The sequence below is a fragment of the Microbacterium dauci genome, from assembly GCF_030065535.1.
In the GTDB taxonomy this organism is placed as follows: Bacteria; Actinomycetota; Actinomycetes; order Actinomycetales; family Microbacteriaceae; genus Microbacterium; species Microbacterium dauci.
The window spans coordinates 508,467-531,425 of the sequence record NZ_JASJND010000006.1; the positions used below are offsets into that span (position 1 = coordinate 508,467).

A 22,959-nucleotide genomic window follows, 5' to 3' on the forward strand; every position below is an offset into this window, starting at 1 on the left:
CGTGACCGCACCGCGCCTCTGGGCGCTCGTCGGCGCCACCGGGACCGGCAAGACCGCGCTCTCGCTCGACCTCGCCGAAGCGCTCGCTGCGTCCGGACGAGCCGCCGAGATCGTCAACGCCGACGCGATGCAGCTGTACCGCGGCATGGACATCGGCACGGCCAAGCTGCCGGTCGCGGAGCGACGCGGCATCCCGCATCACCTCTTTGATGTCCTGGATGTGACGGAGGATGCCGCGGTCGCGGCGTACCAGCAACACGCGCGGAGCGTCATCGAGGGACTCTTCGCGCGCGGCCGCGACGCCGTGCTCGTCGGCGGGTCTGGCCTGTACGTGTCGAGCGTGCTTTTCGACTTCCGGTTCCCGCCGCGCGACGAGGCGCTCCGCGCGAGCCTCGAGGCGGAACTGGCACGCGACGGTGCGGGCGCGCTGTTCGCACGGCTCCGCGAGCTCGACGCCACGACCGCCGATCGGATCGACCCGCAGAACGGACGCCGCATCGTGCGCGCCCTCGAGGTGGTCCTCCAGGGTGAGGAGACGCACGGCGCCGCGCTCCCCGAGGCGCCCGCGCTGTGGCATCCGGACACGAGGATCATCGGCGTGCACGTCGATCGGGCCGAGCTCGTCGAGCGGCTCGACCGCCGGGTCGAGGCGATGTGGGCCGACGGTATCGTCGCCGAGGCCGATCGGCTGCGTGAGGCGGGGATCGAGCGGGGGACGACCGCGGGACGCGCGATCGGCTACGCGCAGGCGCTCGCGCAGCTGCGCGGCGAGCTCTCCGAAGCCGACGCGATCGCCCAGACGCAGGCACTCACACGGCGATACGCACGCCGGCAGGTGTCCTGGTTCAAGCGGTACGATGACGTGGCGTGGGTCGGACCGGGAGTGACGGCGGTCGATCTGCTGCCAGCCGGCTGACAGCGCGGGCGCTCTAGGATCGAACGGTGGCGACGATCGACTTCACCAAGGGGCACGGCACCGGCAACGACTTCGTGATCGTCGCCGATCCCGACGGCGCCGCCGACCTCACCGGCGAGCAGATCGCCGCGCTCACCGACCGCCGCTTCGGCATCGGCGGTGACGGCCTGCTGCGCGTCGTTCGCTCCAGCGCGATCGATGTCGGCGCGCAGACGCTGGATGCCGAGTGGTTCATGGACTACCGCAATGCCGACGGCTCAGCTGCGGAGATGTGCGGCAACGGTGTCCGCGTGTTCGTGAAGTATCTGCTGAGCGCCGGTCTTGCGACGCTCGCGCCGGGGGAGACGCTCCTGATCGGCACTCGAGCCGGCACGAAGGCCGTGACGCTTTCCGACAACGGCTTCGAGGTCGACCTGGGCGTCTGGCGTCCCGATGAGTCCGAAGTGCTCGTTCGCGGACGCGGGCTGCCCGTCGCACGCCCCGGACTCGGCATCGACGTCGGGAACCCGCACATCGTCGTGGCGCTCCCGAGCGTCGACGAGCTGACGCAACTCGACCTCACGGTGCAGCCGCACCTCGACCCCGCGCCGCCCGCCGGTGCGAACGTCGAATTCGTGGTGCCCGCAGAGCCGCTCGTCCAGGACGGCGTCGGGTCGATCCGCATGCGCGTGTTCGAACGCGGCGTCGGCGAGACGCTCTCGTGCGGCACCGGCGTTGCGGCATCCGCGCTCGCCGTCCGGCATTGGGCAGGCGCGTCCGCGCCCGATCGCTGGACGGTCGATGTTCCCGGCGGTCGTCTCGGCGTGCGCGTCGTGCGGCACGACGACGGCGAGCACGTGCTCCTCTCGGGGCCTGCGTCGCTCGTTTTCTCAGGCCAGATCGCCCTCGCCTGACGGCAGCTCGATCGCGCCGGTGGGGGGCGATCCGTGCCGACGCACCTTGAGTACACGGAAGCCGCGGCCGGTCGCCGCGCGTGACACCGTGTAGTCGCGATCGAGGGATGCCGCCAGCCAGCGCTGCAGCGAATCCGAGCCGAGATTGCGCTGCACGACGAGCCACGCGTCGCTCCGCTCCGCGAGCCGCGGGATCCAGGTCTCGAGCATGTCGTGCAGGACGTTCTTGCCGACCCGGATCGGCGGGTTCGAGCGGATCGTGCGGAAGGCGATGTCGTCGGGAACATCCTGGGGCAGGACAGCGTTGACATTGTCGAGCCCCAGCTCGGCGGCGTTCCGGCGCACGAGGTCGAGCGCACGCTCGTTGACGTCAACGGCCCAGACGGTCGCCCGCGGTGCATCGAGCGCGAGGCTCAGCGCGATCGGTCCCCAGCCGCAGCCGAGGTCGAGCAGATGCCCGCCCGGGGGCGGCGGCGGCGTGTTCGAAAACAGCACGGCGGTCCCGCCGTCGACATGGTCGGGACTGAAGACCCCGCCGGCGGTCGTGACCTCGACGTCACGACCGGCGAGGGTCACTCGGATGCGACGGAGATGCTCTGGACTGGCGGGCGACGCGCTGAAGTAATGCTCGCTCCCCATGCGTCGAGCGTAGCGGAGGCGACGCGACACGCGGGAGGCTAGAGTTCACGGATGGCCAGAGGCCTCGAAAGGCGAAGATGACAGACACCCACACCCCCTCCACGGCGGACGAGCGGGAGGGTCCGGCGATGCCATCGACCGACCCGATCGATCGCGTGCTCGCGCGCGCCGAAGCGCGGACGGGCGCGAGTGTCTTCGGGGCAGGCGGCGGTGCGCAGGCACTGCAGGATGCCGCGACGGTGGGGTACAGCGACACGGACGGCGACCAGTGGGATCGTGAGGAGCGCGCCGCGCTCCGTCGCGTCCCCGGGCTCTCCACCGAGCTCGAGGACGTCACCGAGGTCGAGTACCGGCAACTCCGGCTCGAGAACGTCGTGCTGGCGGGCGTCTATCCGCAGGGTTCGCACGAGGACGCCGAGAACTCGCTGCGCGAGCTCGCCGCGCTCGCCGAAACCGCGGGCGCCGTCGTCCTCGACGGCGTCCTGCAGCGTCGCCCGACCCCCGACCCGGCGACCTACATCGGCCGCGGTAAGGCCGCGGAGCTCCGCGACCTCGTCGTCGCGGTCGGCGCCGACACGGTCATCGCTGACACCGAGCTCGCACCCAGCCAGCGCCGTGCGCTCGAAGACGTCGTGAAGGTGAAGGTGATCGATCGCACCACCGTGATCCTCGACATCTTCAGTCAGCACGCCAAGAGCCGCGAGGGCAAGGCGCAGGTCGAACTCGCTCAGCTCGAGTACCTCCTCCCACGCCTTCGCGGTTGGGGTGACTCGATGAGCCGCCAGGCCGGTGGCCAGGTCGGCGCGGGTGGTGCCGGTATGGGCTCCCGTGGTCCTGGTGAGACGAAGATCGAGCTCGATCGCCGCCGCATCCGCACCAAGATGGCGTTGCTGCGTCGGCAGATCCGCGACTTCGCGCCTGCCCGTGAGGCCAAGCGCGCCGAACGCAAGCGCAACACGATCCCGTCGGTCGCGATCGCCGGGTACACGAACGCCGGCAAGTCGAGTCTGCTGAACCGGCTCACGAGCGCGGGCGTGCTCGTCGAGAACGCGCTGTTCGCGACGCTGGATGCCACGGTGCGACGCACCGAGGCCGCCGACGGCCGCGTGTTCACCCTCACCGACACGGTCGGGTTCGTGCGGAACCTGCCGCACCAGCTCGTCGAGGCGTTCCGCTCGACGCTCGAGGAGGTCGGCGACGCCGACGTCATCGTGCACGTCGTCGACGGCAGCCACCCGGATCCCGCGGCGCAGCTCGCGACAGTCCGCGACGTGATGGGCGACGTGGGGGCACGCTCGACGAACGAGATCGTCGTCTTCAACAAGGCCGACCTCGTCGATCCCGACACGCGACTCGTCCTCCGTGGGCTCGAGCCGAAGGCGCATTTCGTCTCGTCGCGCACCGGTGAAGGGATCGCGGAGCTCCGGGCGGCCGTCGAGGCGGCGCTTCCGCTGCCTGCCGTCGAGGTGCACGCGCTCGTCCCGTACGACCGCGGCGACCTCGTCAATGCGGTGCACGAGTCGGGGCACATCGTGTCGACGACGCACGAGGCTGGCGGTACCGCGGTGCACGCGCACGTCTCGGAGCGCCTCGCCGCAGAGCTCGCGCCCTACGCGGTCTGAGCGGACGTCAGTCCAGCGCCACCGCCACGAGGCCCGGGGTCTCGAACCCGAACACCTGACCGAGGAACGCGACCTCCGACTCGAGGGAGTGCACGATCGTCTCGGCCCGCCGGAATCCGTGCCCCTCGCCCTCGTAGAGGACGTAGGCGTGCGGGATGCCGCGCGAGGCGAGTGCGTCGCGGATCGCTTCGGCCTGCGACGGTGGGACCACCTCGTCCTCGGCACCCTGCAGCAGCAGGACGGGGACGCGGAACCCCTCGGTGCGTCCGAGCGGTGAGCGCTCGAGGTACAGCGCCTCGGATGCCGGCAGCGGCCCGATGAGCCCGTCGAGGTATCGCGCTTCGAAGTCGTGCGTGTCGGTCGCGAGCGTGCGGGCGTCGCCGACGCCGTAGCGCGAGATCCCGGCGCCGAACACGTCGGTGCCGACGAGTGCGGCCAGGACCGTCCAGCCGCCGGCCGACCCGCCTTCGATCGCGATGCGCGCGGCATCCGCTCGGCCCTCGGCGGCGAGTCCTGCGGCAGCGGATGCCACGTCGTCGACGTCCACGACGCCCCACTGGCCGCGCAGGCGATCGCGGTACGCGCGGCCGTAGCCGGTCGAGCCGCCGTAGTTGACGTCGAGCACACCGATGCCGCGGCTCGTGAAGAAGGTGATCTTGCTGTCGGCGACCCCGCCGACGTGCGCCGTCGGTCCGCCGTGGACGAAGACCACGTAGGGCGGCAGCTCGCCGTCGGGCGCGGCGAAGTCGGGGTTGGTCGGCGGGTGGTCGTACGCGTGGACGTCGCCGTGACGTCCTGCGACCGTCAGCTCGCGCACCGTCGGCGTCCATGCCGGCCCGAGGCTCGACACGCTGCCTCGGACAAGTAGGGGCTCGGCGCCGGGCTCGAGCAGCCAGAGGCCCGTGACGCCGGGCGCCGCGCCCGACACGAGCACGCGGTCGCCGGCGACGTCTTCGATCACGGCCCGTGACCGCACGGGCAGTCCTGCCGACGTGGCCGAGCCGTCGGAGGCGAGGCGCACGACCTCGTCCGAGCCGTTGGTGCGCACCGCGACGAAGCCGCCGCTCGCGAGCGGTGCGTACCACCGCACGCCGAGTACCCACAGTCCGCCGCCGGTGTCGGCGTCGACGGGCGCGATCGACAGGGGCGGGGCGGATGCCGCGGCATCCGTACGCCACAGGTTCCAGCGCCCGGACGGCTCGTCGATGAACGCGAGTTCACCGTCTGCCGTCCACTCGGGCTGGAGCGTCGCCGTGTCGACGTGGCCGACCACGCGCCACTCGGGGACACGGCCGTCGACGAGCGCGCCGACGCGCAGCTCGGTGCGGTCCCAGGGCATGTCGGGGTGGTCCCATGCGACCCACGCGAGCATCGAGCCGTCGGGGGAGAGCGCGGGCTGCGCGAGGAAGTCCGAACCGGCGACGACCTCGACGGGTGTCCCGCCGTCGAGCGGGATCGTCACGATCGATCGACGCGGCACGGCGCCGCCGTCGTGCACCTCGCGGATTGCGAGCAGCGTGCCTGCCTGCCAGCGAAGTCCGCCGTGCCGTGCCGCACTGTCGATCGGTGTCAGCGGGACCGGCTCGGCGCCGGGCCTGACACTCCAGACCCGCTGGTCGCGCTTCTCGACGAAGAACAGCCGTCCATCGGCGGACGCGGTCCACGCGCCGCCGCCGTACTCGTGCACGCGCGACCGTGCGTCCCACGGGGCCCGGAGCAGATCCTCGACGCCGCCGACGCCCTGGCGCCGCACCGAGGTGCGGCCGCCCTCGCTCGGCACCGACTCGCCCCACCAGATCTCGTCGCCCACGAAGCGGGCGCCGTCGAAACGGGCGGATGCCGCTGAGGCGTCGGCCGCCGACAGCGGCGAGGTCCAGGAACCGTACGGGGCGATCGTGGTCATGACCTCCACGCTACGCGCCGGCCCGACCAGCGCTGTCAGACGGCGCGCAGGACGGCGACGACCCTCCCGAGCACGACGGCGTCGTCGCCGAGGATCGGTTCGAACGCGGAGTTGCGGGGGAGGAGCCACGTATGGCCGTCGCGCTGGCGGAACGTCTTCACCGTCGCCTCGCCGTCGAGCATCGCTGCGACGATGTCACCGTTCTCCGCCGTCGCCTGCGCCCGGACGACGACCCAGTCACCGTCGCAGATCGCCGCGTCGATCATCGAATCACCCGACACGTTCAGCATGAAGAGCTCGCCCTTGCCCACGAGCTGGCGGGGAAGCGGGAAGATCTCCTCGACCTGCTGGTCGGCAGTGATCGGCACACCCGCGGCGATCCGGCCGACGAGGGGGACCATCGCCGCATCGCCCACCGCCGGTGCGGTGTCGGCGGGGTTCTCGCCGGCCGCGCCCGGGAGGTCGATCAGCACCTCCATCGCGCGCGTCTTACCGGGGTCGCGACGCAGGTACCCGCTGAGCTCGAGCTGGTTCAGCTGGTGGGTGACGCTCGAGAGGGACTTGAGCCCGACCGCGTCGCCGATCTCGCGCATGCTCGGCGGATAGCCGTGCCGCGCGATCGACCGCTGGATCACCTCGAGGATCGCGAGCTGCTTGTCGCTGAGGTTCTTTCGCCGTCTGGTCTGCGGCTTCTCGCTCATGTCGTCCCTCTCCTCGCCGCCCCTGCAGGTGCACTCGCCTTCGAATGTCGGAGGTCGGTGATGGGCTGTCGTCATCGAAACGGTATCCGGAAGCGGAGCGTTCGACCGGTAGCCGACCGCGTGTCGTCTTCGATCGATCTCCGATATCGGATCCCTTGACATCGTACAAACTTCGAAGATAGATTCGGAAGAGAACTTCGCATCCCGCCCGTCCCGGCCGACGGGCGGGTGCGAAGGTCTCACCTGACGGGGCCACCCGAGGAGGAACCCATGAGCACGATCACCATCACCGACATCCGTCCGACGACGCGACTGCGTCTCACGGTGCGCGGTCGTCGTGTCCTCGCCGCGATCGCGGCGATGCCGGCGGTCGTGGCGCTCGCGATCGCGATCGTCTCGAGCGGTGGCGCGCTCGCCAGTGGCGAGCTCGGTGCACCGGCAGACTCGTTCGAGACCGTGACCGTGCTCCCCGGCGATTCGCTCTGGTCGATCGCCGAGGCCGTCGCTCCTGCGCACGACCCTCGCGATGTCGTGGACGGCATCATGACCCTCAACGCGCTCTCCTCGCCGGTCCTCGATGCGGGTCAGTCGCTGGCGATCCCGGCTGAGTTCACCGTCGCGAACGGACAGTGACGCGCGTCATCACTCTCCTCGGACGCCCTACGATGGCGGGGTGAGTGCGAGTCTCGACGACCTCCCCATCCGCGACGATCTGCGTGGCAAGACCCCGTACGGGGCCCCGCAGGCACCGCTTCCGGTCGCGCTGAACGTCAACGAGAACACCCACCCGGTGCCCGAAGAGGTCGCCGACGACATCCTCGACGGCATCGCGCACGCGCTCCGCGACATCAACCGGTACCCGGACCGGGAGTTCACCGCACTGCGGGAGGGGTTCGCCGACTATCTCGGTCACGGACTGCAGCCCGATCAGATCTGGGCGGCGAACGGGTCGAACGAGGTGCTGCAGCACATCCTGCAGGCGTTCGCGGGCCCGGGTCGTACCGCGTTCGGCTTCGATCCCACCTACTCCATGTACCCGCTCCTCACGAGTGCGACGGGCGCCCGCTACATCGGTGGGATGCGAGGCGATGACTTCTCGCTCACGGCGGCCGACGCCGCCGAGCAGATCGATGCCGCGCAGCCCGACGTGGTGTTCCTCTGCTCGCCGAACAATCCGACCGGCACGCCGCTGTCGCTCGACGTGATCGAGGCCGTCTACGACGCGTCCCACGGCATCGTCATCGTCGACGAGGCGTACGGCGAGTTCGCCCCGCGTGACGAGCCCTCGGCGCTCACGCTGCTTCACGGTCGGGAGCGCCTCGTCGTCTCACGCACCATGAGCAAGGCCTTCGCGTTCGCCGGCGCCCGGGTCGGGTACCTCGCGGCCGACCCCGCGCTGATCGATGCGCTCCGACTCGTGCGTCTGCCGTACCACCTGAGTGCACTGACGCAGGCCGCCGCGATCGCGGCGCTTCGGCACGCGCCGGTGATGCTGTCGATGGTGGACGACATCGTCGCGCAGCGCGACCGAATCTCGGCGACCCTCTCGGCGCTCGGCTACACGCCCTACGAGAGCTGGTCGAACTTCGTCTTGTTCGGCGGTGTCGACGACCCGAAGGCGACGTGGCAGGGGCTCTACGACCAGGGCGTCCTGATCCGCGACGTCGGTCTGCCGCACACCCTTCGCGTCACCGCGGGCAGTGAGCAGGAGTCGACCGCGTTCCTCGAGGCGCTTGCCAGTCTCTGACCGCTCGCCGGCGTCCAGCGTCATACGGCACGGGCGAGTCAGTGTGACCTCGATAGACTCGCGGGTATGAGCACCCCGGCATCCCGCACGGCTTCGGTCCGTCGCGCGACGAGCGAGTCGACCATCGAGCTCGAACTGAACCTCGACGGCACCGGCCAGAGCCGCATCGACACGACGGTGCCGTTCTTCGACCACCTGCTCACCGCCTTCGCGAAGCACTCCCTCATCGACCTCACGGTGACCGCGACCGGCGACACGCACATCGATGCGCACCACACCGTCGAAGACACCGCGATCGTGCTCGGGCAGGCGATCCGCGAAGCGCTCGGCGACAAGTCGGGCATCTCCCGCTACGGCGACGCGCTCGTCCCGCTCGACGAGGCGCTTGCACAGGCGGTCGTCGACATCAGTGGCCGTCCTTACCTCGTCCACTCCGGCGAGCCGGAGGGCTACGAGTTCCACCTCATCGGGGGCCACTTCACCGGCGCGCTCGTGCGGCACACGTTCGAGGCGATCGCGTTCCACGCCGGCCTCACCGTGCACGTGACGGTTCTCGGCGGCCGCGACCCGCACCACATCGCCGAGGCCGAGTACAAGGCGTTCGCGCGTGCGTTCCGTCAGGCGAAGGCGCTCGACCCCCTCGTGCAGGGGATCCCCAGCACCAAGGGCGCCCTGTGACGGATGCCGCCACCGAGCGTCCGCTCGTCGCGGTCCTGGACTACGGGTCGGGCAACGTCCACTCCGCCGTCAAGGCGCTCATCGAAGCCGGCGCCGACGCGCGCCTGACGAAGGATCGCGGCCTGATCGCAGATGCTGCCGGCCTGCTCGTTCCCGGTGTCGGCGCGTTCTCCGCGGTGATGTCCGCACTCCGCGAGAGTCGCGGTGATGAGCTGATCGAACGCCGCCTCGCGGGTGGCCGCCCGGTCATGGGGATCTGCGTCGGTATGCAGGTGATGTTCGAGCGCGGTGTCGAGCGCGGCGTCGACACCGAAGGTCTGGGGGAGTGGCCGGGTGTCGTCACCGAGCTCGACGCACCCGTCCTCCCGCACATGGGCTGGAACACGGTCCGCGCCGGCAGCGGATCGGTGCTGTTCGACGGCATCGAGGGCGAGCGGTTCTACTTCGTGCACTCATATGGCGCGCAGTCGTGGACGCTCGACGTCATCAAGCCGTTCCGCGAGCCGATCGTCACCTGGTGCGACTACGGTGCCCCGTTCCTCGCTGCCGTCGAGAACGGCCCGCTCACCGCGACCCAATTCCACCCCGAGAAGTCCGGCGCCGCCGGCATCCGTCTGCTCGGGAACTGGATCGGGTCGCTCCCGACCGCCTAGTACGCTTGCCCACTGTGCGTGCGCCCGGCGCGCACACCGTCCCACCCGGAGCCATGAACGATTTCGCTGCAACGCCCGAACTGATCCTCCTCCCCGCTGTGGATGTCGCCGACGGCAAGGCCGTCCGGTTGACCCAGGGTGAGGCGGGCACCGAGACCAACTACGGCGACCCCGTGGACGCCGCGATGGAGTGGGCGAAGCAGGGCGCCGACTGGATCCACCTCGTCGACCTCGACGCGGCCTTCGGTCGCGGCACGAACGCGCCGCTGCTCCGCAAGGTCATCAAGCAGATGCGCGGCGTGCAGGTCGAGCTCTCGGGCGGCATCCGCGACGACGCCACGCTCGAGGCAGCGCTCGACAGCGGCGCAGCCCGTATCAACCTGGGCACCGCCGCGCTCGAAAACCCGGAGTGGGCAGCCGACGTCATTTCCCGCTACGGCGAGGCGATCGCGGTCGGTCTCGACGTCCGCGGTACGACACTCGCCGCGCGCGGTTGGACCCGCGACGGCGGCGACCTGTGGGAGGTGCTCGACCGCCTCGAGGACGCGGGCTGCAGCCGGTACGTCCTCACCGACGTCACGAAGGACGGCACACTGAAGGGCCCGAACCTCGAGCTGCTGCGCGAGGTCGCCACCCGCACCGACAAGCCCGTTGTCGCCTCGGGCGGGATCTCGAGCCTCGACGACATCGCCGCGCTGCGTTCGCTCGTGCCGCTCGGCGTCGAGGGCGCGATCGTCGGCAAGGCGCTCTACGCTGGTGCGTTCACGCTCGCCGAGGCGTTGGATGTCGCCGGACACTGACCACGGCGACGCCTGCCACGACAACTCCGCCGACTCGGCCGGGGTGCCGTGGGAGGGGCGCAGCTTCCAGTCGAACCCGCACGCCGGCGATGACGGCAGCGCTGATCCCGCGCTACTCGCCGCACTGACCTCGTTCCATGACGGATCTGGGAGCGCAGCATCCGTCATCGATGCGTACCGCAACGCGAGGCTCCTCATCCCGCTCGTCGCCGAGAAGGGCGAGGAGGGCGTCGGGCCGACCGGCTTGACCGTCGACAAGACGCAGGAGCTGTCGATCGTGACGGTCGCGGCCCCCGACGGTCGTCGCGTGCTGCCGGTGTTCACGTCGGTACAGGCGATGCAACGGTGGGATGCCGCCGCGCGACCGGTGCCCGCCGATGGCGTCCGCACCGCACTGTCGGCCGTCGCGGACGACACCGAGCTGATCGTCATCGACCCGGCGAGCGAGACGGAGTTCGTCATCCGCCGCCCGGCGGTCTGGGCGATCGGGCAGGGACAGTCGTGGGAACCGGCGCACGTGTCGCCGGAAGTCTTCGCCGGGCTCCAGGCATCGATCGGCACCGAGCTCGGCGTCCTCGACCTGTCGGTCGAGTCCGGCGATCCACGGTCGCGGCTGCGGGGTCCCGAGCTGGTCGTCCGGCTGCACCTCGTCGAGGGCCTCGATCAGGCGGCGCTCGACGCGATCCTGCAGCGCCTCGCCGCGCGGTGGGCGGCGGACGATCGCGTCGCGGTCCTCGTGGACTCGCTGACGGTCAAGCTCCTGCGCGGCTGACGCCGACGGTCAGGTGACCGGGCCGGTCCACTTCTCGCCGGGGCCTTTGCCGATCGGATCCTGGATCGTCGATGCCTCGCGGAACGCGAGCTGCAGGGTGCGCAGCCCGTCACGGAGCGACCGCGCGTGCATGTCGCTGACCTCGGGAGCGGCCGCAGTGATCAAGCCGGCAAGGGCGTTGATGAGCTTGCGGGCCTCGTCGAGGTCCTTCTGCGAGTCGGGGTCGTCTGCGAGCCCGAGCTTCACGGCCGCCGCGCTCATGAGGTGCACCGAGGTGGTGGTGATGACCTCGACCGCGGGGACGTCCGCGATGTCTCGGGTCGCGGCCTGCGAGACCCGTTCCTGCTCCTCCCAGCGCGCGAGGCGTTCGGGGTCGTGATCGCTGGGTTGGGCGGTGCTCGTGCTCACGTGCTGCTCTCTGCTAGACTTCTGCGGGCACCGGAGTGATTCACTCCGTGTCGAAAGAGGATCACATCCCACCCGCGCTTGCCGTTCCAGGCTACCGGGTCACGCACTCCGCCTCCTCCGCGAGGTAGTCCAGGGTGCAGCACTGTATGCCGATGCGCGCGCATCGTGCGGGTGGACGTGACGATCTTCCGCCCGGCGACACCCCATGTGGAGCCGGTGGTCATCACCCGCACGAAGAGGAGTTCCGCATCAGCGATCCCCGCACCAACGACCGCATCCGTGTCCCCGAGGTCCGCCTCGTAGGACCCAACGGAGAGCAGGTCGGCGTCGTCCGCATCGAGGTGGCGCTGCGCCTGGCCCAGGAGGCCGACCTCGATCTCGTCGAGGTGGCACCGAACTCGAAGCCCCCCGTGGTCAAGATCATGGACTACGGCAAGTTCAAGTACGAAGCCGCGCAGAAGGCCAAGGAAGCGCGGCGCAATCAGGCGAACACCGTCCTCAAGGAGGTCCGGTTCCGCCTGAAGATCGAGGCTCACGACTACACGACCAAGCTCAAGCGCGCGGAGGGCTTCCTCCAGGCGGGCGACAAGGTCAAGGCGATGATCCTCTTCCGCGGCCGCGAGCAGTCGCGGCCCGAGCAGGGTGTGCGCCTGCTCCGCAAGTTCGCCGAAGACGTCGCCGAGTTCGGGACCGTGGAGTCCAACCCCACGATCGACGGACGCAACATGGTGATGGTCGTCGCGCCGCACAAGAACAAGTCCGAGGTCAAGACCGAGCAGAACGCCGTCCGTGCGGCGACGAAGCAGGCTGCGCGCGAGGCGCGCAGCGGTCAGGCCGAAGAGACCACCGCTCCCGCGTCGGCGGAGTAGCGCCAGAGACTCCCGCCCAGGCGGGAAACACAACGAAGGAAGAGATATGCCGAAGCAGAAGACCCACTCGGGTGCCAAGAAGCGCTTCAAGGTCACCGGAAGCGGCAAGCTGATGAAGCAGCAGGCCAACCTCCGTCACAACCTCGAGGGCAAGTCGACCCGCCGCACGCGCCGCCTCGACCAGGAGCAGGTCCTGGCCAAGGGCGACGCCAAGGTCGCCAAGAAGCTGCTCGGCCTCTGAGCGCCCACGCGCAGAACTAGGAAGTAGAAGAAATGGCTAGAGTCAAGCGGGCTGTCAACGCCCACAAGAAGCGTCGCGTCATCCTCGAGCGCGCCTCCGGTTACCGCGGACAGCGTTCGCGCCTGTACCGCAAGGCGAAGGAGCAGGTCACTCACTCGCTCGTCTACGCGTACCGTGACCGTCGCAAGCGCAAGGGTGACTTCCGTCGCCTCTGGATCCAGCGCATCAACGCCGCTGCACGCCAGAACGGTGTCACGTACAACCGCTTCATCCAGGGCCTCGGCCTTGCCGGAGTCCAGGTCGACCGCCGTATGCTCGCCGAGCTCGCGGTCAACGAGCCCACGGTCTTCGCGTCGCTGGTCGCGACGGCGAAGGCTGCGCTGCCGGCCGACGTGAACGCACCCAAGGCCTGATCGCACCCACGCATCACGAACGGGCGTCCTCTCCGGAGGGCGCCCGTTCGCGTGTTTCCGCTCTCCGGTTCCGTGGGCGCCCGGGGAGCGGCTCTACACTGAGAACGTGCTCGAGAACCCCCGGTCGCCCCGTGTGCGCGCCGTCGCGAAGCTGACCAAGCGCAGCGCCCGGCAGGAGACTGGGCTCTACCTCCTCGAGGGCCCGCAGGCGGCGCGCGAGGCGCTGTCGTATCGGCCCGACACGTTGGTCGAGCTGTACGCGACGCCGAGCGCGTGGGACAAGCACCAGGACATCCGAGGCATCGCCGATGCCGCGGGCATCGAGGCGCAGTTCGCGAGCGAGGCCGTTCTCGACGCGATGGCGGACACCGTCACGCCGCAGGGGATCGTCGCTGTCGCGCGCCAGGCGCCGACCGCGTTGCGTGACGTCTTCGAGGGTGACCCGAAACTCATCGTGATCTGCGAAGAGGTGCGCGACCCCGGCAATCTGGGCACCATCATCCGTGCAGCGGATGCTGTCGGGGCGGATGCCGTGGTCCTGACCGGCCGCACCGTCGACCCCTACAACCCGAAGGTCGTGCGGGCGACGACCGGATCGCTGTTCCACCTTCCCGTCGCCGTCGGTGCCGACCTCGCCGAGACCGTCGAGCGGGCACGGCGTGCAGGACTCCGGGTGGTCGCCGCCGACGTCGGTGGGGAGGACTTCCTCGCGCACCGCGAGACGCTCGCGGAGCCGACCGCCTGGGTGTTCGGCAACGAGGCTCGGGGGCTCGAGCCCGAGGCAGTAGCCCTCGTCGATCTGTCGCTGCGGTTGCCGATCTACGGCCGCGCGGAGTCGCTCAATCTCGCGACCGCAGCGAGCGTGTGCCTGTACGAGTCGGCGTTCGCGCAGCGGGCGAGCCGCTGACCGACACGCCCGGGCCGTTCGTTACGGATCGGTAAACCCCGCGTCAAGAGGTCGGTGTGGATGCCTCCCTCGGCATAGGGTTGCGATTTATGACCACTCCTGCTGCCGACCCCGCGCCGCGGACGTCGAACATCGACGTCCGCCGTGGCGAACCGCTCGTCGTCATCTCGAACGTGCAGAAGCACTACGGCGACTTCCAGGCGCTCACCGACATCGACCTCACGGTGAATCGCGGCGAGGTCGTCGTCGTGGTGGGTCCGTCGGGCTCGGGCAAGTCGACCCTGTGCCGCACGATCAACCGCCTCGAGACGATCACGAGTGGCTCGATCACGATCGACGGGGCGGAGCTGCCGAAGGAGGGCAAAGCGCTCGCCGACCTTCGCGCCGACGTCGGCATGGTCTTCCAGTCCTTCAATCTGTTCTCGCACCTGACGATCCTCGAGAACGTCACGCTCGGTCCCATCAAGGTCAAGGGCGTGAAGAAGGCGGATGCCGAGAAGCAGGCGAAGGAGCTGCTCGACCGAGTCGGCGTGGGCCACCAGGCCGCGAAGCTCCCGGCGCAGCTCTCCGGTGGCCAGCAGCAGCGCGTCGCGATCGCCCGCGCACTCGCGATGAAGCCGAAGGTCATGCTCTTCGACGAGCCCACGAGTGCGCTCGACCCGGAGATGATCAACGAGGTGCTCGACGTCATGGTCGGCCTCGCGCAGGAGGGCATGACGATGATCGTCGTCACCCACGAGATGGGCTTCGCCCGGAAGGCCGCAGACCGCGTCGTGTTCATGGCAGACGGGCAGATCGTCGAGGCGGCAACGCCGCAGGAGTTCTTCACGAACCCGCGGAGCGACCGGGCCAAGGACTTCCTCTCCAAGCTCATCACCCATTGAGAACGTCCGCGCCTGCACCGGCGCGGCGAACGAAGACAGATACGACACCAGGAGGATCACATGCGTATGACACGAGTGGCCGGCACATTCGCCGGTATCGCGATCGCAGCGCTCGCGCTCGCAGGTTGCAACAGCGGAAGCCCGACCAGCCCGGGCGGCGACGGGGACGCAGACGGCGGCGACGCACTCTGGGAGGTCGCGACGGATGTCTCGCTCGAGGGCAGCCCGACGTTCGATCGCGCCTCGGAGGCGGACGAGATCGTCATCGGTGTGAAGAGCGACCAGCCCGGCCTCGGATACGAAGACGCTGTGTCGGGTGAGCGCAGCGGCTTCGACATCGAGATCGCGCGGTGGATCGCGGCGTCCCTCGGCTTCGACGAGGAGCAGATCACGTTCGAGACCATCCCTTCGGCCAACCGCGAGCAGGAGCTCGTGAACGGCAACATCGACTACTACGTCGGGACCTACTCGATGACGGACGCGCGCGACGAGGTCATCGACTTCGCCGGGCCGTACTTCATCACCGGTCAGGGCCTGCTCGTCGCGGCCGATGACGACTCGATCAGCGGTCCCGAGGACCTCGCCGACAAGGTCACCTGCTCTGTCACCGGCTCCACGCCGCTGCAGCGCATCCGTGACGAGTACAACGGCGAAGTGACCGAGCGCCAGACCTATTCGGAGTGCGTCGAGCAGCTCCTGTCGGGTCAGGTCGACGCGATCACGACCGACGAGGCCATCCTCGCCGGCTACGTGGCCGAGGACCCCGACAACCTGAAGCTCACCGGCAGCCCCTTCAGCGAAGAGCGCTACGGCGTCGGAATCGCCGACGGCGACACCGTCCTGAAGGACCACATCAACACCCTCTTCACCGATGGTGGCGACGTGTGGACCGCGCTGTTCGAGGAGTACCTCGAGCCGTCGGGCGTCGAGGCGACGCAGCCCGAGGTCGACTGACCTCTCGCCCCGGAACGGCGCGCGAGCGCCGTTCCGGGGCGACCCGACCACCACTCCGACGACGTTCGAAAGGACCGCATGGGCGTCATCACCAACAACCTCGACTTCTGGGGCGAGGCGCTGCTCGGGACGCTCACGCTCTTCTTCGGAGGCGGGCTGGTCGCTCTCATCCTCGGCATCATCGTCGGCGCCATGCGGGTGTCGCCGGTCCCCATCGCGCGTGGCGTCGGCACCTTCTACGTCAACACGATCCGGAACACGCCGCTCACGCTCGTGTTCTTCGGTTTCGCGTTCACCCTCCCGCCGCTACTGGACGTCCGTGCGAGCGGCGGGGTGCAGGTCGTCTTCGCCGTGGCCGCTCTCGGCATCTACACAGCCACCTATGTCGCCGAGACGATCCGTTCCGGCATCAACACGGTGCCCGTGGGCCAGGCGGAAGCGGCGCGTGCCCTCGGTCTGACGTTCGGTCAGGTCATGTCCCTCGTCGTGTTGCCGCAGGCGTTCCGTTCCGTCATCCCGCCGATGATGAGCGTGTTCATCGCCCTCCTCAAGAACACGACCGTCGCCGCCGGGTTCTCCGTCATGAACCTCGGTTCGGCGCGTGACTGGTTGAGCGAGCGGGGGGAGAACCAGCTGGTGGTCATCCTGTGGGTGATGGTGATCTTCGTCGCATTGGTCCTGCTGCTCTCGTGGGCTCAGCGATCACTCGAGAACCGATGGAGGGTGGCGCGATGAGCAGCAGTGTCCTCTACGACGTCCCGGGCCCGCGCGCGATCCTGCGGAACCGCATCATCGGCGTGATCACCGTCCTCGTGGTCGTCGCGATCGCCGCGTTCCTCGTCTGGCGACTCGCCGTCACCGGGCAATTCTCCGCGGAGAAGTGGAACGCCTTCACGTACACGCGTATCTGGGAGCAGTTCGCGCTCGCCGCAGGACGCACGCTCGCCGCCTTCGCGCTGGCCGCGGTCGGTGCGCTCGCGCTCGGCTTCGTCCTCGCGATCGGCCGGTTGTCGGAGCACGCCTGGATCCGTTGGCCGTTCACTGTCGTGATCGAGTTCATGCGTGCGGTGCCCGTGCTCGTGATGATGTTCCTCCTCTACTACGGCCTTCCCGTGATCGGCATCCGGATGGAGGGCTATTGGGTCGTCGTGATCGCCCTCGTCGCCTACAACGGTTCGGTGCTCGCGGAGGTCATCCGTGCGGGTGTCGAATCGTTGCCCCGCGGTCAGAAGGAGGCCGGGTACGCGATCGGCCTCCGCAAGTCGGGCGTGATGCGGCTCATCCTGCTGCCGCAGGCGATCCGCGCGATGATGCCCGTGATCCTGGCTCAGCTCGTCGTGACGCTGAAGGACACGGCGCTCGGGTTCATCATCACGTACGAGGAGCTGCTCTTCTACGCGAAGTTCCTCGGCGCGCAGAACGGCCTCGAGCGTCCCATCGTCCAGGCAACCATCGTCGCCGGTGCGATCTACATCGCCCTCTGCCTGGCGCTCTCGGGCATCGCGCGACTCGTCGAGAAGCGGATGAACCGTGTGCCTCGGGTGAGTGGCGGCGCGCCGACGCGGCCGCTCTCCGAAACGACCGACACCGAGCTGATCGCCGCACAGACTGCAACCGATGGCGCAACCGGGAACGAAGGCGGCGGGTTCGCCGGGTTCCAGCGACGAGGACGATGACGCGTCACCGGCGGGCCGCACTCCGGCCCGCCGGTAGACTCGTCTCTCGTGTCTGACGCACTCCAGAACGATCCCGTAGAGATCACCGCCGATGCGGTGGATGCCGCCGTCGCCGAAGCGCTCGCAGCCTTCGCCGCGGCATCCGACACCGCCGAGCTCAAGGCCGCTCGCAATGCGCACACGGCGGAGGGCTCGCCCCTCGCACGTCTGAACGCGCAGCTGCGGAACGTCCCCAACGACCAGAAGGCCGCCTTCGGCAAGCTCGTCGGTCAGGCCCGCGGCCGCGTGAACCAGGCGCTCGCGGCGCGCGAGACCGAGCTCGCCGAGGCCGAGACGGCCGCGAAGCTCGAAGCGGAGCGTCTTGACATCACGGCGCTCGCGCCGCGCACGCGTATGGGCGCGCGGCATCCGATCTCGCTCCTGCAGGAGGAGATCGCCGACCTGTTCGTCGGGATGGGATGGGAGATCGCCGAAGGCCCCGAGCTCGAGCACGAGTGGTTCAACTTCGACGCCCTCAACTTCGCCCCGGATCACCCGGCGCGCCAGATGCAGGACACCTTCTTCGTGGATCCGGTCGCGCGCCACCTGGTGATGCGCACGCACACGAGCCCCGTGCAGGTGCGCTCGATGCTGCAGCGCGAGGTACCGATCTACATCCTCTGCCCCGGCCGTGTGTACCGCACCGACGAGTTCGACGCGACGCACCTGCCCGCCTTCACGCAGTTCGAGGGCCTCGTCATCGACAAGGGCATCACGATGGCGAACCTCAAGGGCACGCTCGACCACGCCGCGAAGGTGCTCTTCGGCGCCGAGGCGAAGACGCGGTTCCGCACCAACTACTTCCCGTTCACCGAGCCCTCCGCAGAACTCGACCTGTGGCACCCCACCTTTCCCGGTGGCGCGCGCTGGATCGAGTGGGGCGGCTGCGGCATGGTGAACCCCAACGTCCTCCGCGCCGCGGGCATCGACCCCGAGGTGTACTCGGGCTTCGCCTTCGGCATGGGCATCGAGCGGACCCTCATGTTCCGCTCCGACGTCCAGGACATGCGCGACATGGCCGAAGGCGATGTCCGCTTCAGCGAGCAGTTCGGAATGGTGGTCTGATGCGCGTCCCGCTCTCCTGGTTGCGCGAGTTCGTCGACGTCGCGCCCGATGCGACGCCCGAGGACGTCCTCGCGTCGTTCGTGTCGGTGGGCTTCGAAGAGGAGGACGTGCACGCGTTCGACCTCACCGGGCCGATCGTCGTCGGCCGGGTCGTCTCGTTCGAGCCCGAACCGCAGTCCAACGGCAAGACCATCCGCTGGTGCCAGGTCGACGTCGGCGAGGCGAACGGCGGCGTCCGTGGCATCGTCTGCGGCGCCGGCAACTTCTTCGAGGGCGACAAGGTCGTCGTGACGCTGCCCGGCGCCGTGCTGCCCGGCCCGTTCCCGATCGCCGCCCGCAAGACCTACGGTCACGTCTCCGACGGCATGATCGCCTCGGCGAAGGAACTCGGGCTCGGTGACGAGCACTCCGGCATCCTCCGCCTCACCGAACTCGGCCTCGACCCCGAGGTCGGCACCGACGCGATCGCGCTCCTCGGCCTCGACGACGTCGCGGTCGACATCAACGTCACGCCCGACCGCGGTTACGCCCTCTCGCTCCGCGGTGCGGCGCGAGAGTATGCGCACGCCACCGGCGGCGTGTTCCGCGACCCGGGTCTGCGCCCGTTCGAGGAGCTCGAGCAGCCCACCGGCGGGTTCCCCGTCTCGGTCGACGACGCCGCCCCGATCCACGGCAACGTGGGTGCGAGCGAGTTCGTCGTGCGCATCGTGCGCGATGTCGACCCGAGCCGCCCGACGCCGCCCTGGATGACCGCGCGCCTCACGCTCGCCGGCATCCGCTCGCTCGGCATCCTCATCGACATCACGAACTACGTGATGCTCGAACTCGGCAACCCGATCCACGGGTACGACCTCGACACGCTCACCGGCGGCATCACTGTGCGCCGTGCGACCGAGGGTGAGACGCTCACCACCCTCGACGGCAAGGAGCGCACGCTCAGCGCCGAGGACCTCCTCATCACCGACGAGTCGGGCCCCATCGGTCTCGCAGGTGTCATGGGCGGTGGGAAGACCGAGATGGGGGATGCCACGCGCAATGTCCTCATCGAGGCGGCGATCTTCGACACCGTGTCGATCGCCCGCACCGCCCGCCGACACAAGCTGCCCAGCGAGGCATCCCGCCGCTTCGAGCGCGGCGTCGACCCGCTCATCCCGTTCGTTGCGGCACGCCGCGTCGCCGACCTCATGGTCGAGCTCGCGGGCGGCACGCTCGACACCGAGACCGGTGGAGCACTGTTCGCCGAGGTGTTCATCCCCGAGATCGCGCTCCCGAAGTCGTTCGCAGCGCAGCTCGTCGGCGTGGACTACACCGACGCCGAGGTGTCCGGCGCGCTCGAGCTCATCGGGTGCGAGGTCGCCGACGCCGACGAGGCGTGGACGGTCATCCCGCCGTCGTGGCGTCCGGACTTGACCGACAAGTGGACGCTCGTCGAGGAGGTCGCCCGCATCCACGGGCTCGACCGCATCCCGTCGCTCCTGCCGACGCCGCCGTCCGGGCGCGGTCTCACCGCCGCGCAGCGCGGACGCCGTCGCGTCGCGAACGCGCTCGCCGCCGCCGGCTTCGTCGAGGCCGTCGCCTTCCCGTTCACGACCGAGGCGCAGAACGACCTCCACGGCTCGCCGTCGGGGGAGCACCTGCCCTCCGTCAAGCTCGCCAACCCGCTCGACGGCCAGGCGCCGTTCCTGCGCCGTTCGCTGCTGCCCGGCCTCCTGCAGATCGCGCACCGCAACGTGTCGCGCGGCTTCACCGACCTCGCCCTGTTCGAGACCGGTGCGGTCTTCGCCCCCGACGCGGGCGTGACGTACGGCACCGACACGGTGCCGCCGCTCGCGCAGCGTCCGAGCGATGAGACCCTCGCCGCATTGGATGCCGCGATCCCGCCGCAGCCGCGGATGGTGTCGGTGCTCCTGCACGGCAACGCCTCGCCGAAGCAGCCCGGTCGTGCCGCGGTCGCCTTTGATCTCGCCGATGCGCTCGGCGCGGTCCAGACGGTCGCGGTCGCAGCGGGCGCCCAGATCGACGTGACGCAGACCCAGCGTGCCGCGCTCCACCCGGGTCGCGCGGGCACGCTGAGCGTGGGCGACGTCGAGGTCGGGTACGTCGGCGAGCTCCTGCCCGCGGTCTCCGAGGCCGCAGACCTGCAGGGTCGCGTCTTCGTCGCCGAGATCGACCTCGACCTGGTGCTCTCGCTCGTGCAGGCGCCCGAGGTTGCGGCATCCCTCGCCACGTACCCGGCGGCGACGCAGGACGTGTCCCTCGTGGTGCCGACCGATCTGCCCGCCGGTGACGTGCAGGCTGCCCTTGCCGTGGGCTCGGGCGCGCTGCTCGAGTCGGTGCGACTCGTCGACGACTACCGCGGCCAGGGCGTGCCCGAGGGGAGCAAGAGCCTCACGTTCGCGCTGCGCTTCCGCTCCGACGAGCGGACGCTGACGGCTGCCGAGGCGACCGAGGCGAAGCTCGCGGGCGTTGAGGTGGCGGCGGAGCGGTTCGGCGCGGTCATCCGCGACTGACCCGCATCCCGCGCTACGGTGCTCACATGACGCAGCCCGAGGAGCCGACAGCCGACATCCGACCCGGCGTCGGTCGCGGCATCAAAGTGCTCGCATGGATCAACGTGGCGACCGTGCTCGTCAGTGTCATCTCGTTCGCCGCTGAACTGGACGTACTCACCCTCCTGTTCCCGCAGGCGGCGGTGTTCTTCCCTATGGCGTGGGAGTGGAACGACTTCTACGGCCAGGTCGGGCTCTGGTTCACCTTTATCGGCGTCGCAGCCCTGGTCGCAGGCATCACGGCGCTCGTGACCCCGCGGGGCTACCGCCGAGTGCGGGTGTTCCGCGCCGTGACGATCTGCGGATTCGTCGTGGCGTGTATCCCGATCGTCGTGCTCGGTGGACTCACCGCAGTGACGACGCTGTTCTGACCCGGCCTCAGCGGCTGCCCCAGTTCCACGCCGGGACGTCCATGAACCCCTGACCTTCGACGACGGTCCCGGCGTCACCGCGCCGCAGCTCGATCCGTCGCGCGTCGTCCAGCGCATCCACCAGGCCGCGCGCGTGTGACACGAGCACCACCTGCGTCCGAGCGGATGCCGCACGCACGAGCTCGGCGACGGGGTCGAGCAGGCTCGGGTGCAGGCTCGCCTCCGGCTCGTTCAGCACCACGAGCGGCGCAGGGCGGGCTGGCAGCAGTGCCGCGCACAGCAGCAGGTAGCGGAGCGTCCCCTCGGAGAGCTCGCCGGCGTCGAGCGGCCGGAGGAGCCCCGGCTGCGAGAGGGTCACGCGGAGGCGGCCGTCGCCACCCTCCACGCGGACGCGGCTGCCGGGGAACGCGGCATCCACGGCTCGATCGAGATCGTGGCCGAACCCGGCGTCGACGATCGTCGCCCAGACCGCCGCGAGGTTCGCGCCATCGTCGGCGAGGAGCTGCGACCGGGTGCCGACCTGTGGCACGCGGGCGGGCGCGTCGGCGTCGACGCGGAAGTGGTCGTAGAAGCGCCAGCCGCCCATGATGCGGCGGAGTCCCAGCAGCTCGGGCGCGGTGTCGCCGTCGGCGAGGTCGGTGATGATGCTCTCGAACGGCGCGAGCTGCTGATCGAGGCTCATCCACCCGTCGCCGCGGACGCGCGTTTGCGCACGGAGTCGATCGATGAGCAGCGTCGCCGGCTTCGCGAGGGCGCCGGCGAAGATCTGCTCGCGTTTGATCTCGGGATCGCGTGCGAAGGGGTTCGCACCGGAGGTCTGCGGAATGCCGAGGTCGACGAGGTAGCCGAGCTCGTCGGAAGCGAACCCGAGCTGTACCGCGATCGGGTTCTTTCGGACGGTGCCCTGCGTGCCGCCTTGCTCTGGTCCCGCCCACAGCAGGGAGGGGAGTCCACCCTCGCGAGCAACGGCGCCGACCATCCCGCCCCGCGCGGCAGACGCGAGCAGTCGGAGCGCCCGGTAGAGGTTTGACTTGCCCGACCCGTTCGGCCCGGTGACGACGGTGAGTGCGTCGAGCGGGATGACGACGTCGCGGAGCGAGCGGTATCCGGACACGGCGAGCGTCGTGAGCATGCGCCCAGTCTGCCCCGGCCTCCCGACACCCGGCCGCGATTTGCGACCGTTCGGCCGCCCGCGTTAGGGTCGCGGCATGTCTTCGGCCGCCACGCTCACCGTCTCGACGGTGTTCCGCGCGCGCCGA

Annotated in this window: 25 protein-coding genes; 20 read left to right on the forward strand and 5 right to left on the reverse strand. The window is 69.7% G+C overall.

Translation table 11 applies throughout. The features are described 5' to 3' along the window. Position 1 precedes the first annotated feature (1 nt). Together miaA and dapF are read left to right on the forward strand one after the other, a co-directional pair. Positions 2-916, forward strand: coding sequence for a tRNA (adenosine(37)-N6)-dimethylallyltransferase MiaA (gene miaA, locus QNI14_RS11295; protein WP_283716684.1), 915 nt, complete (start codon positions 2-4; stop codon positions 914-916). A gap of 26 nt (positions 917-942) precedes the next feature. Then, on the forward strand, positions 943-1,809 hold the full coding sequence (gene dapF, locus QNI14_RS11300) for a diaminopimelate epimerase (protein WP_283716686.1): 867 nt from the start codon (positions 943-945) through the stop codon (positions 1,807-1,809). Here dapF and QNI14_RS11305 read toward each other — a convergent pair. Then, complete coding sequence (locus QNI14_RS11305; protein ID WP_283716688.1) at positions 1,786-2,448, reverse strand: class I SAM-dependent methyltransferase; 663 nt, start codon at positions 2,446-2,448, stop codon at positions 1,786-1,788. The genes dapF and QNI14_RS11305 overlap by 24 nt on opposite strands. Positions 2,449-2,525: 77 nt before the next feature. Between QNI14_RS11305 and hflX the strand changes: the two genes are divergently transcribed. Next, a complete protein-coding gene (gene hflX / locus QNI14_RS11310) occupies positions 2,526-4,070 on the forward strand; it encodes a GTPase HflX (protein ID WP_430539272.1) in 1,545 nt (514 codons plus the stop codon). A 7-nt stretch (positions 4,071-4,077) separates the two neighbouring features. Here hflX and QNI14_RS11315 read toward each other — a convergent pair whose 3' ends face one another. Further along, positions 4,078-5,973 (reverse strand): prolyl oligopeptidase family serine peptidase, encoded by a 1,896-nt coding sequence (locus tag QNI14_RS11315; RefSeq protein WP_283716690.1) that lies wholly within the window; start codon positions 5,971-5,973, stop codon positions 4,078-4,080. 35 nt (positions 5,974-6,008) lie between these two features. Beyond that, positions 6,009-6,674: a transcriptional repressor LexA gene (gene lexA / locus QNI14_RS11320; RefSeq protein ID WP_283716692.1), complete on the reverse strand. Its 666-nt coding sequence runs from the start codon at positions 6,672-6,674 to the stop codon at positions 6,009-6,011. 270 nt (positions 6,675-6,944) lie between these two features. On the opposite strand from lexA, the gene QNI14_RS11325 reads away from it, so the two are divergent. From QNI14_RS11325 to QNI14_RS11350, 6 genes are all read left to right on the forward strand, one after another. After that, entirely contained in the window at positions 6,945-7,307 is a 363-nt protein-coding gene (locus tag QNI14_RS11325; protein ID WP_283716693.1) for a LysM peptidoglycan-binding domain-containing protein, read from the forward strand. A gap of 40 nt (positions 7,308-7,347) precedes the next feature. After that, positions 7,348-8,421 (forward strand): histidinol-phosphate transaminase, encoded by a 1,074-nt coding sequence (locus QNI14_RS11330; protein WP_283716694.1) that lies wholly within the window; start codon positions 7,348-7,350, stop codon positions 8,419-8,421. Positions 8,422-8,487: 66 nt separating this feature from the next. Beyond that, positions 8,488-9,099 carry an imidazoleglycerol-phosphate dehydratase HisB gene (gene hisB, locus QNI14_RS11335; protein WP_283716695.1) on the forward strand — a complete coding sequence of 204 codons (612 nt, stop codon included), beginning with the start codon at positions 8,488-8,490 and terminating at the stop codon, positions 9,097-9,099. Further along, positions 9,096-9,752, forward strand: coding sequence for an imidazole glycerol phosphate synthase subunit HisH (hisH, locus tag QNI14_RS11340; RefSeq protein ID WP_283716696.1), 657 nt, complete (start codon positions 9,096-9,098; stop codon positions 9,750-9,752). Before hisB ends, hisH begins: the two co-directional genes overlap by 4 nt. Before the next feature lie 53 nt (positions 9,753-9,805). Next, positions 9,806-10,552, forward strand: coding sequence for a bifunctional 1-(5-phosphoribosyl)-5-((5-phosphoribosylamino)methylideneamino)imidazole-4-carboxamide isomerase/phosphoribosylanthranilate isomerase PriA (gene priA, locus QNI14_RS11345; protein ID WP_283716697.1), 747 nt, complete (start codon positions 9,806-9,808; stop codon positions 10,550-10,552). Further along, positions 10,536-11,324, forward strand: coding sequence for an SseB family protein (locus QNI14_RS11350; RefSeq protein ID WP_283716698.1), 789 nt, complete (start codon positions 10,536-10,538; stop codon positions 11,322-11,324). The genes priA and QNI14_RS11350 overlap by 17 nt, the downstream gene beginning before the upstream one ends. Positions 11,325-11,333: 9 nt before the next feature. Here the strand turns inward: QNI14_RS11350 and QNI14_RS11355 are convergent, their stop codons facing one another. Next, positions 11,334-11,732: a DUF1844 domain-containing protein gene (locus tag QNI14_RS11355; protein ID WP_283716699.1), complete on the reverse strand. Its 399-nt coding sequence runs from the start codon at positions 11,730-11,732 to the stop codon at positions 11,334-11,336. Between the two features lie 152 nt (positions 11,733-11,884). Here QNI14_RS11355 and infC point away from each other — a divergent pair, with 152 nt between their 5' ends. The 11 genes from infC (at position 11,885) to QNI14_RS11410 (ending at position 21,700) form a co-directional block, all read left to right on the forward strand. After that, positions 11,885-12,601, forward strand: coding sequence for a translation initiation factor IF-3 (gene infC, locus QNI14_RS11360; protein ID WP_347177835.1), 717 nt, complete (start codon positions 11,885-11,887; stop codon positions 12,599-12,601). A 46-nt stretch (positions 12,602-12,647) separates the two neighbouring features. After that, positions 12,648-12,842, forward strand: coding sequence for a 50S ribosomal protein L35 (gene rpmI, locus QNI14_RS11365; protein WP_184218546.1), 195 nt, complete (start codon positions 12,648-12,650; stop codon positions 12,840-12,842). 32 nt (positions 12,843-12,874) lie between these two features. Beyond that, positions 12,875-13,255: a 50S ribosomal protein L20 gene (gene rplT / locus QNI14_RS11370; RefSeq protein ID WP_283716701.1), complete on the forward strand. Its 381-nt coding sequence runs from the start codon at positions 12,875-12,877 to the stop codon at positions 13,253-13,255. A gap of 106 nt (positions 13,256-13,361) precedes the next feature. Beyond that, on the forward strand, positions 13,362-14,162 hold the full coding sequence (locus QNI14_RS11375; protein WP_283716702.1) for a TrmH family RNA methyltransferase: 801 nt from the start codon (positions 13,362-13,364) through the stop codon (positions 14,160-14,162). Between the two features lie 89 nt (positions 14,163-14,251). Next, the gene (locus tag QNI14_RS11380; protein WP_283716704.1) at positions 14,252-15,046 is read left to right on the forward strand and encodes an amino acid ABC transporter ATP-binding protein; all 795 of its coding nucleotides are present in this window, start codon (positions 14,252-14,254) and stop codon (positions 15,044-15,046) included. Positions 15,047-15,106: 60 nt separating this feature from the next. Beyond that, positions 15,107-16,000, forward strand: coding sequence for a glutamate ABC transporter substrate-binding protein (locus QNI14_RS11385; protein WP_283716706.1), 894 nt, complete (start codon positions 15,107-15,109; stop codon positions 15,998-16,000). Between the two features lie 78 nt (positions 16,001-16,078). Then, on the forward strand, positions 16,079-16,735 hold the full coding sequence (locus tag QNI14_RS11390) for an amino acid ABC transporter permease (RefSeq protein ID WP_283716710.1): 657 nt from the start codon (positions 16,079-16,081) through the stop codon (positions 16,733-16,735). Further along, positions 16,732-17,676: an amino acid ABC transporter permease gene (locus tag QNI14_RS11395; RefSeq protein WP_283716711.1), complete on the forward strand. Its 945-nt coding sequence runs from the start codon at positions 16,732-16,734 to the stop codon at positions 17,674-17,676. Before QNI14_RS11390 ends, QNI14_RS11395 begins: the two co-directional genes overlap by 4 nt. A gap of 48 nt (positions 17,677-17,724) precedes the next feature. Beyond that, the gene (gene pheS, locus QNI14_RS11400) at positions 17,725-18,780 is read left to right on the forward strand and encodes a phenylalanine--tRNA ligase subunit alpha (protein WP_283716713.1); all 1,056 of its coding nucleotides are present in this window, start codon (positions 17,725-17,727) and stop codon (positions 18,778-18,780) included. Further along, positions 18,780-21,290, forward strand: a complete 2,511-nt coding sequence (gene pheT, locus QNI14_RS11405) for a phenylalanine--tRNA ligase subunit beta (RefSeq protein WP_283716714.1) — start codon at positions 18,780-18,782, stop codon at positions 21,288-21,290. The genes pheS and pheT overlap by 1 nt, the downstream gene beginning before the upstream one ends. Before the next feature lie 26 nt (positions 21,291-21,316). Continuing rightward, the gene (locus QNI14_RS11410) at positions 21,317-21,700 is read left to right on the forward strand and encodes a hypothetical protein (protein ID WP_283716715.1); all 384 of its coding nucleotides are present in this window, start codon (positions 21,317-21,319) and stop codon (positions 21,698-21,700) included. A gap of 7 nt (positions 21,701-21,707) precedes the next feature. On the opposite strand, the gene QNI14_RS11415 is transcribed toward QNI14_RS11410, so the two are convergent. Further along, positions 21,708-22,832 carry an AAA family ATPase gene (locus QNI14_RS11415; protein ID WP_283716717.1) on the reverse strand — a complete coding sequence of 375 codons (1,125 nt, stop codon included), beginning with the start codon at positions 22,830-22,832 and terminating at the stop codon, positions 21,708-21,710. Positions 22,833-22,959 lie beyond the last annotated feature (127 nt).

Bases quoted from the DNA above. Each gene is read 5' to 3' on its own strand.
- QNI14_RS11305 (WP_283716688.1), bottom strand. From the start codon at position 2,448: ATGGGGAGCGAGCATTACTTCAGCGCGTCGCCCGCCAGTCCAGAGCAT.
- hflX (WP_430539272.1), top strand. From the start codon at position 2,526: ATGACAGACACCCACACCCCCTCCACGGCGGACGAGCGGGAGGGTCCG.
- QNI14_RS11315 (WP_283716690.1), bottom strand. From the start codon at position 5,973: ATGACCACGATCGCCCCGTACGGTTCCTGGACCTCGCCGCTGTCGGCG.
- lexA (WP_283716692.1), bottom strand. From the start codon at position 6,674: ATGAGCGAGAAGCCGCAGACCAGACGGCGAAAGAACCTCAGCGACAAG.
- QNI14_RS11325 (WP_283716693.1), top strand. From the start codon at position 6,945: ATGAGCACGATCACCATCACCGACATCCGTCCGACGACGCGACTGCGT.
- hisB (WP_283716695.1), top strand. From the start codon at position 8,488: ATGAGCACCCCGGCATCCCGCACGGCTTCGGTCCGTCGCGCGACGAGC.
- priA (WP_283716697.1), top strand. From the start codon at position 9,806: ATGAACGATTTCGCTGCAACGCCCGAACTGATCCTCCTCCCCGCTGTG.
- QNI14_RS11350 (WP_283716698.1), top strand. From the start codon at position 10,536: ATGTCGCCGGACACTGACCACGGCGACGCCTGCCACGACAACTCCGCC.
- infC (WP_347177835.1), top strand. From the start codon at position 11,885: ATGCGCGCGCATCGTGCGGGTGGACGTGACGATCTTCCGCCCGGCGAC.
- rpmI (WP_184218546.1), top strand. From the start codon at position 12,648: ATGCCGAAGCAGAAGACCCACTCGGGTGCCAAGAAGCGCTTCAAGGTC.
- rplT (WP_283716701.1), top strand. From the start codon at position 12,875: ATGGCTAGAGTCAAGCGGGCTGTCAACGCCCACAAGAAGCGTCGCGTC.
- QNI14_RS11380 (WP_283716704.1), top strand. From the start codon at position 14,252: ATGACCACTCCTGCTGCCGACCCCGCGCCGCGGACGTCGAACATCGAC.
- QNI14_RS11385 (WP_283716706.1), top strand. From the start codon at position 15,107: ATGCGTATGACACGAGTGGCCGGCACATTCGCCGGTATCGCGATCGCA.
- QNI14_RS11390 (WP_283716710.1), top strand. From the start codon at position 16,079: ATGGGCGTCATCACCAACAACCTCGACTTCTGGGGCGAGGCGCTGCTC.
- QNI14_RS11395 (WP_283716711.1), top strand. From the start codon at position 16,732: ATGAGCAGCAGTGTCCTCTACGACGTCCCGGGCCCGCGCGCGATCCTG.
- pheT (WP_283716714.1), top strand. From the start codon at position 18,780: ATGCGCGTCCCGCTCTCCTGGTTGCGCGAGTTCGTCGACGTCGCGCCC.
- QNI14_RS11410 (WP_283716715.1), top strand. From the start codon at position 21,317: ATGACGCAGCCCGAGGAGCCGACAGCCGACATCCGACCCGGCGTCGGT.
- QNI14_RS11415 (WP_283716717.1), bottom strand. From the start codon at position 22,832: ATGCTCACGACGCTCGCCGTGTCCGGATACCGCTCGCTCCGCGACGTC.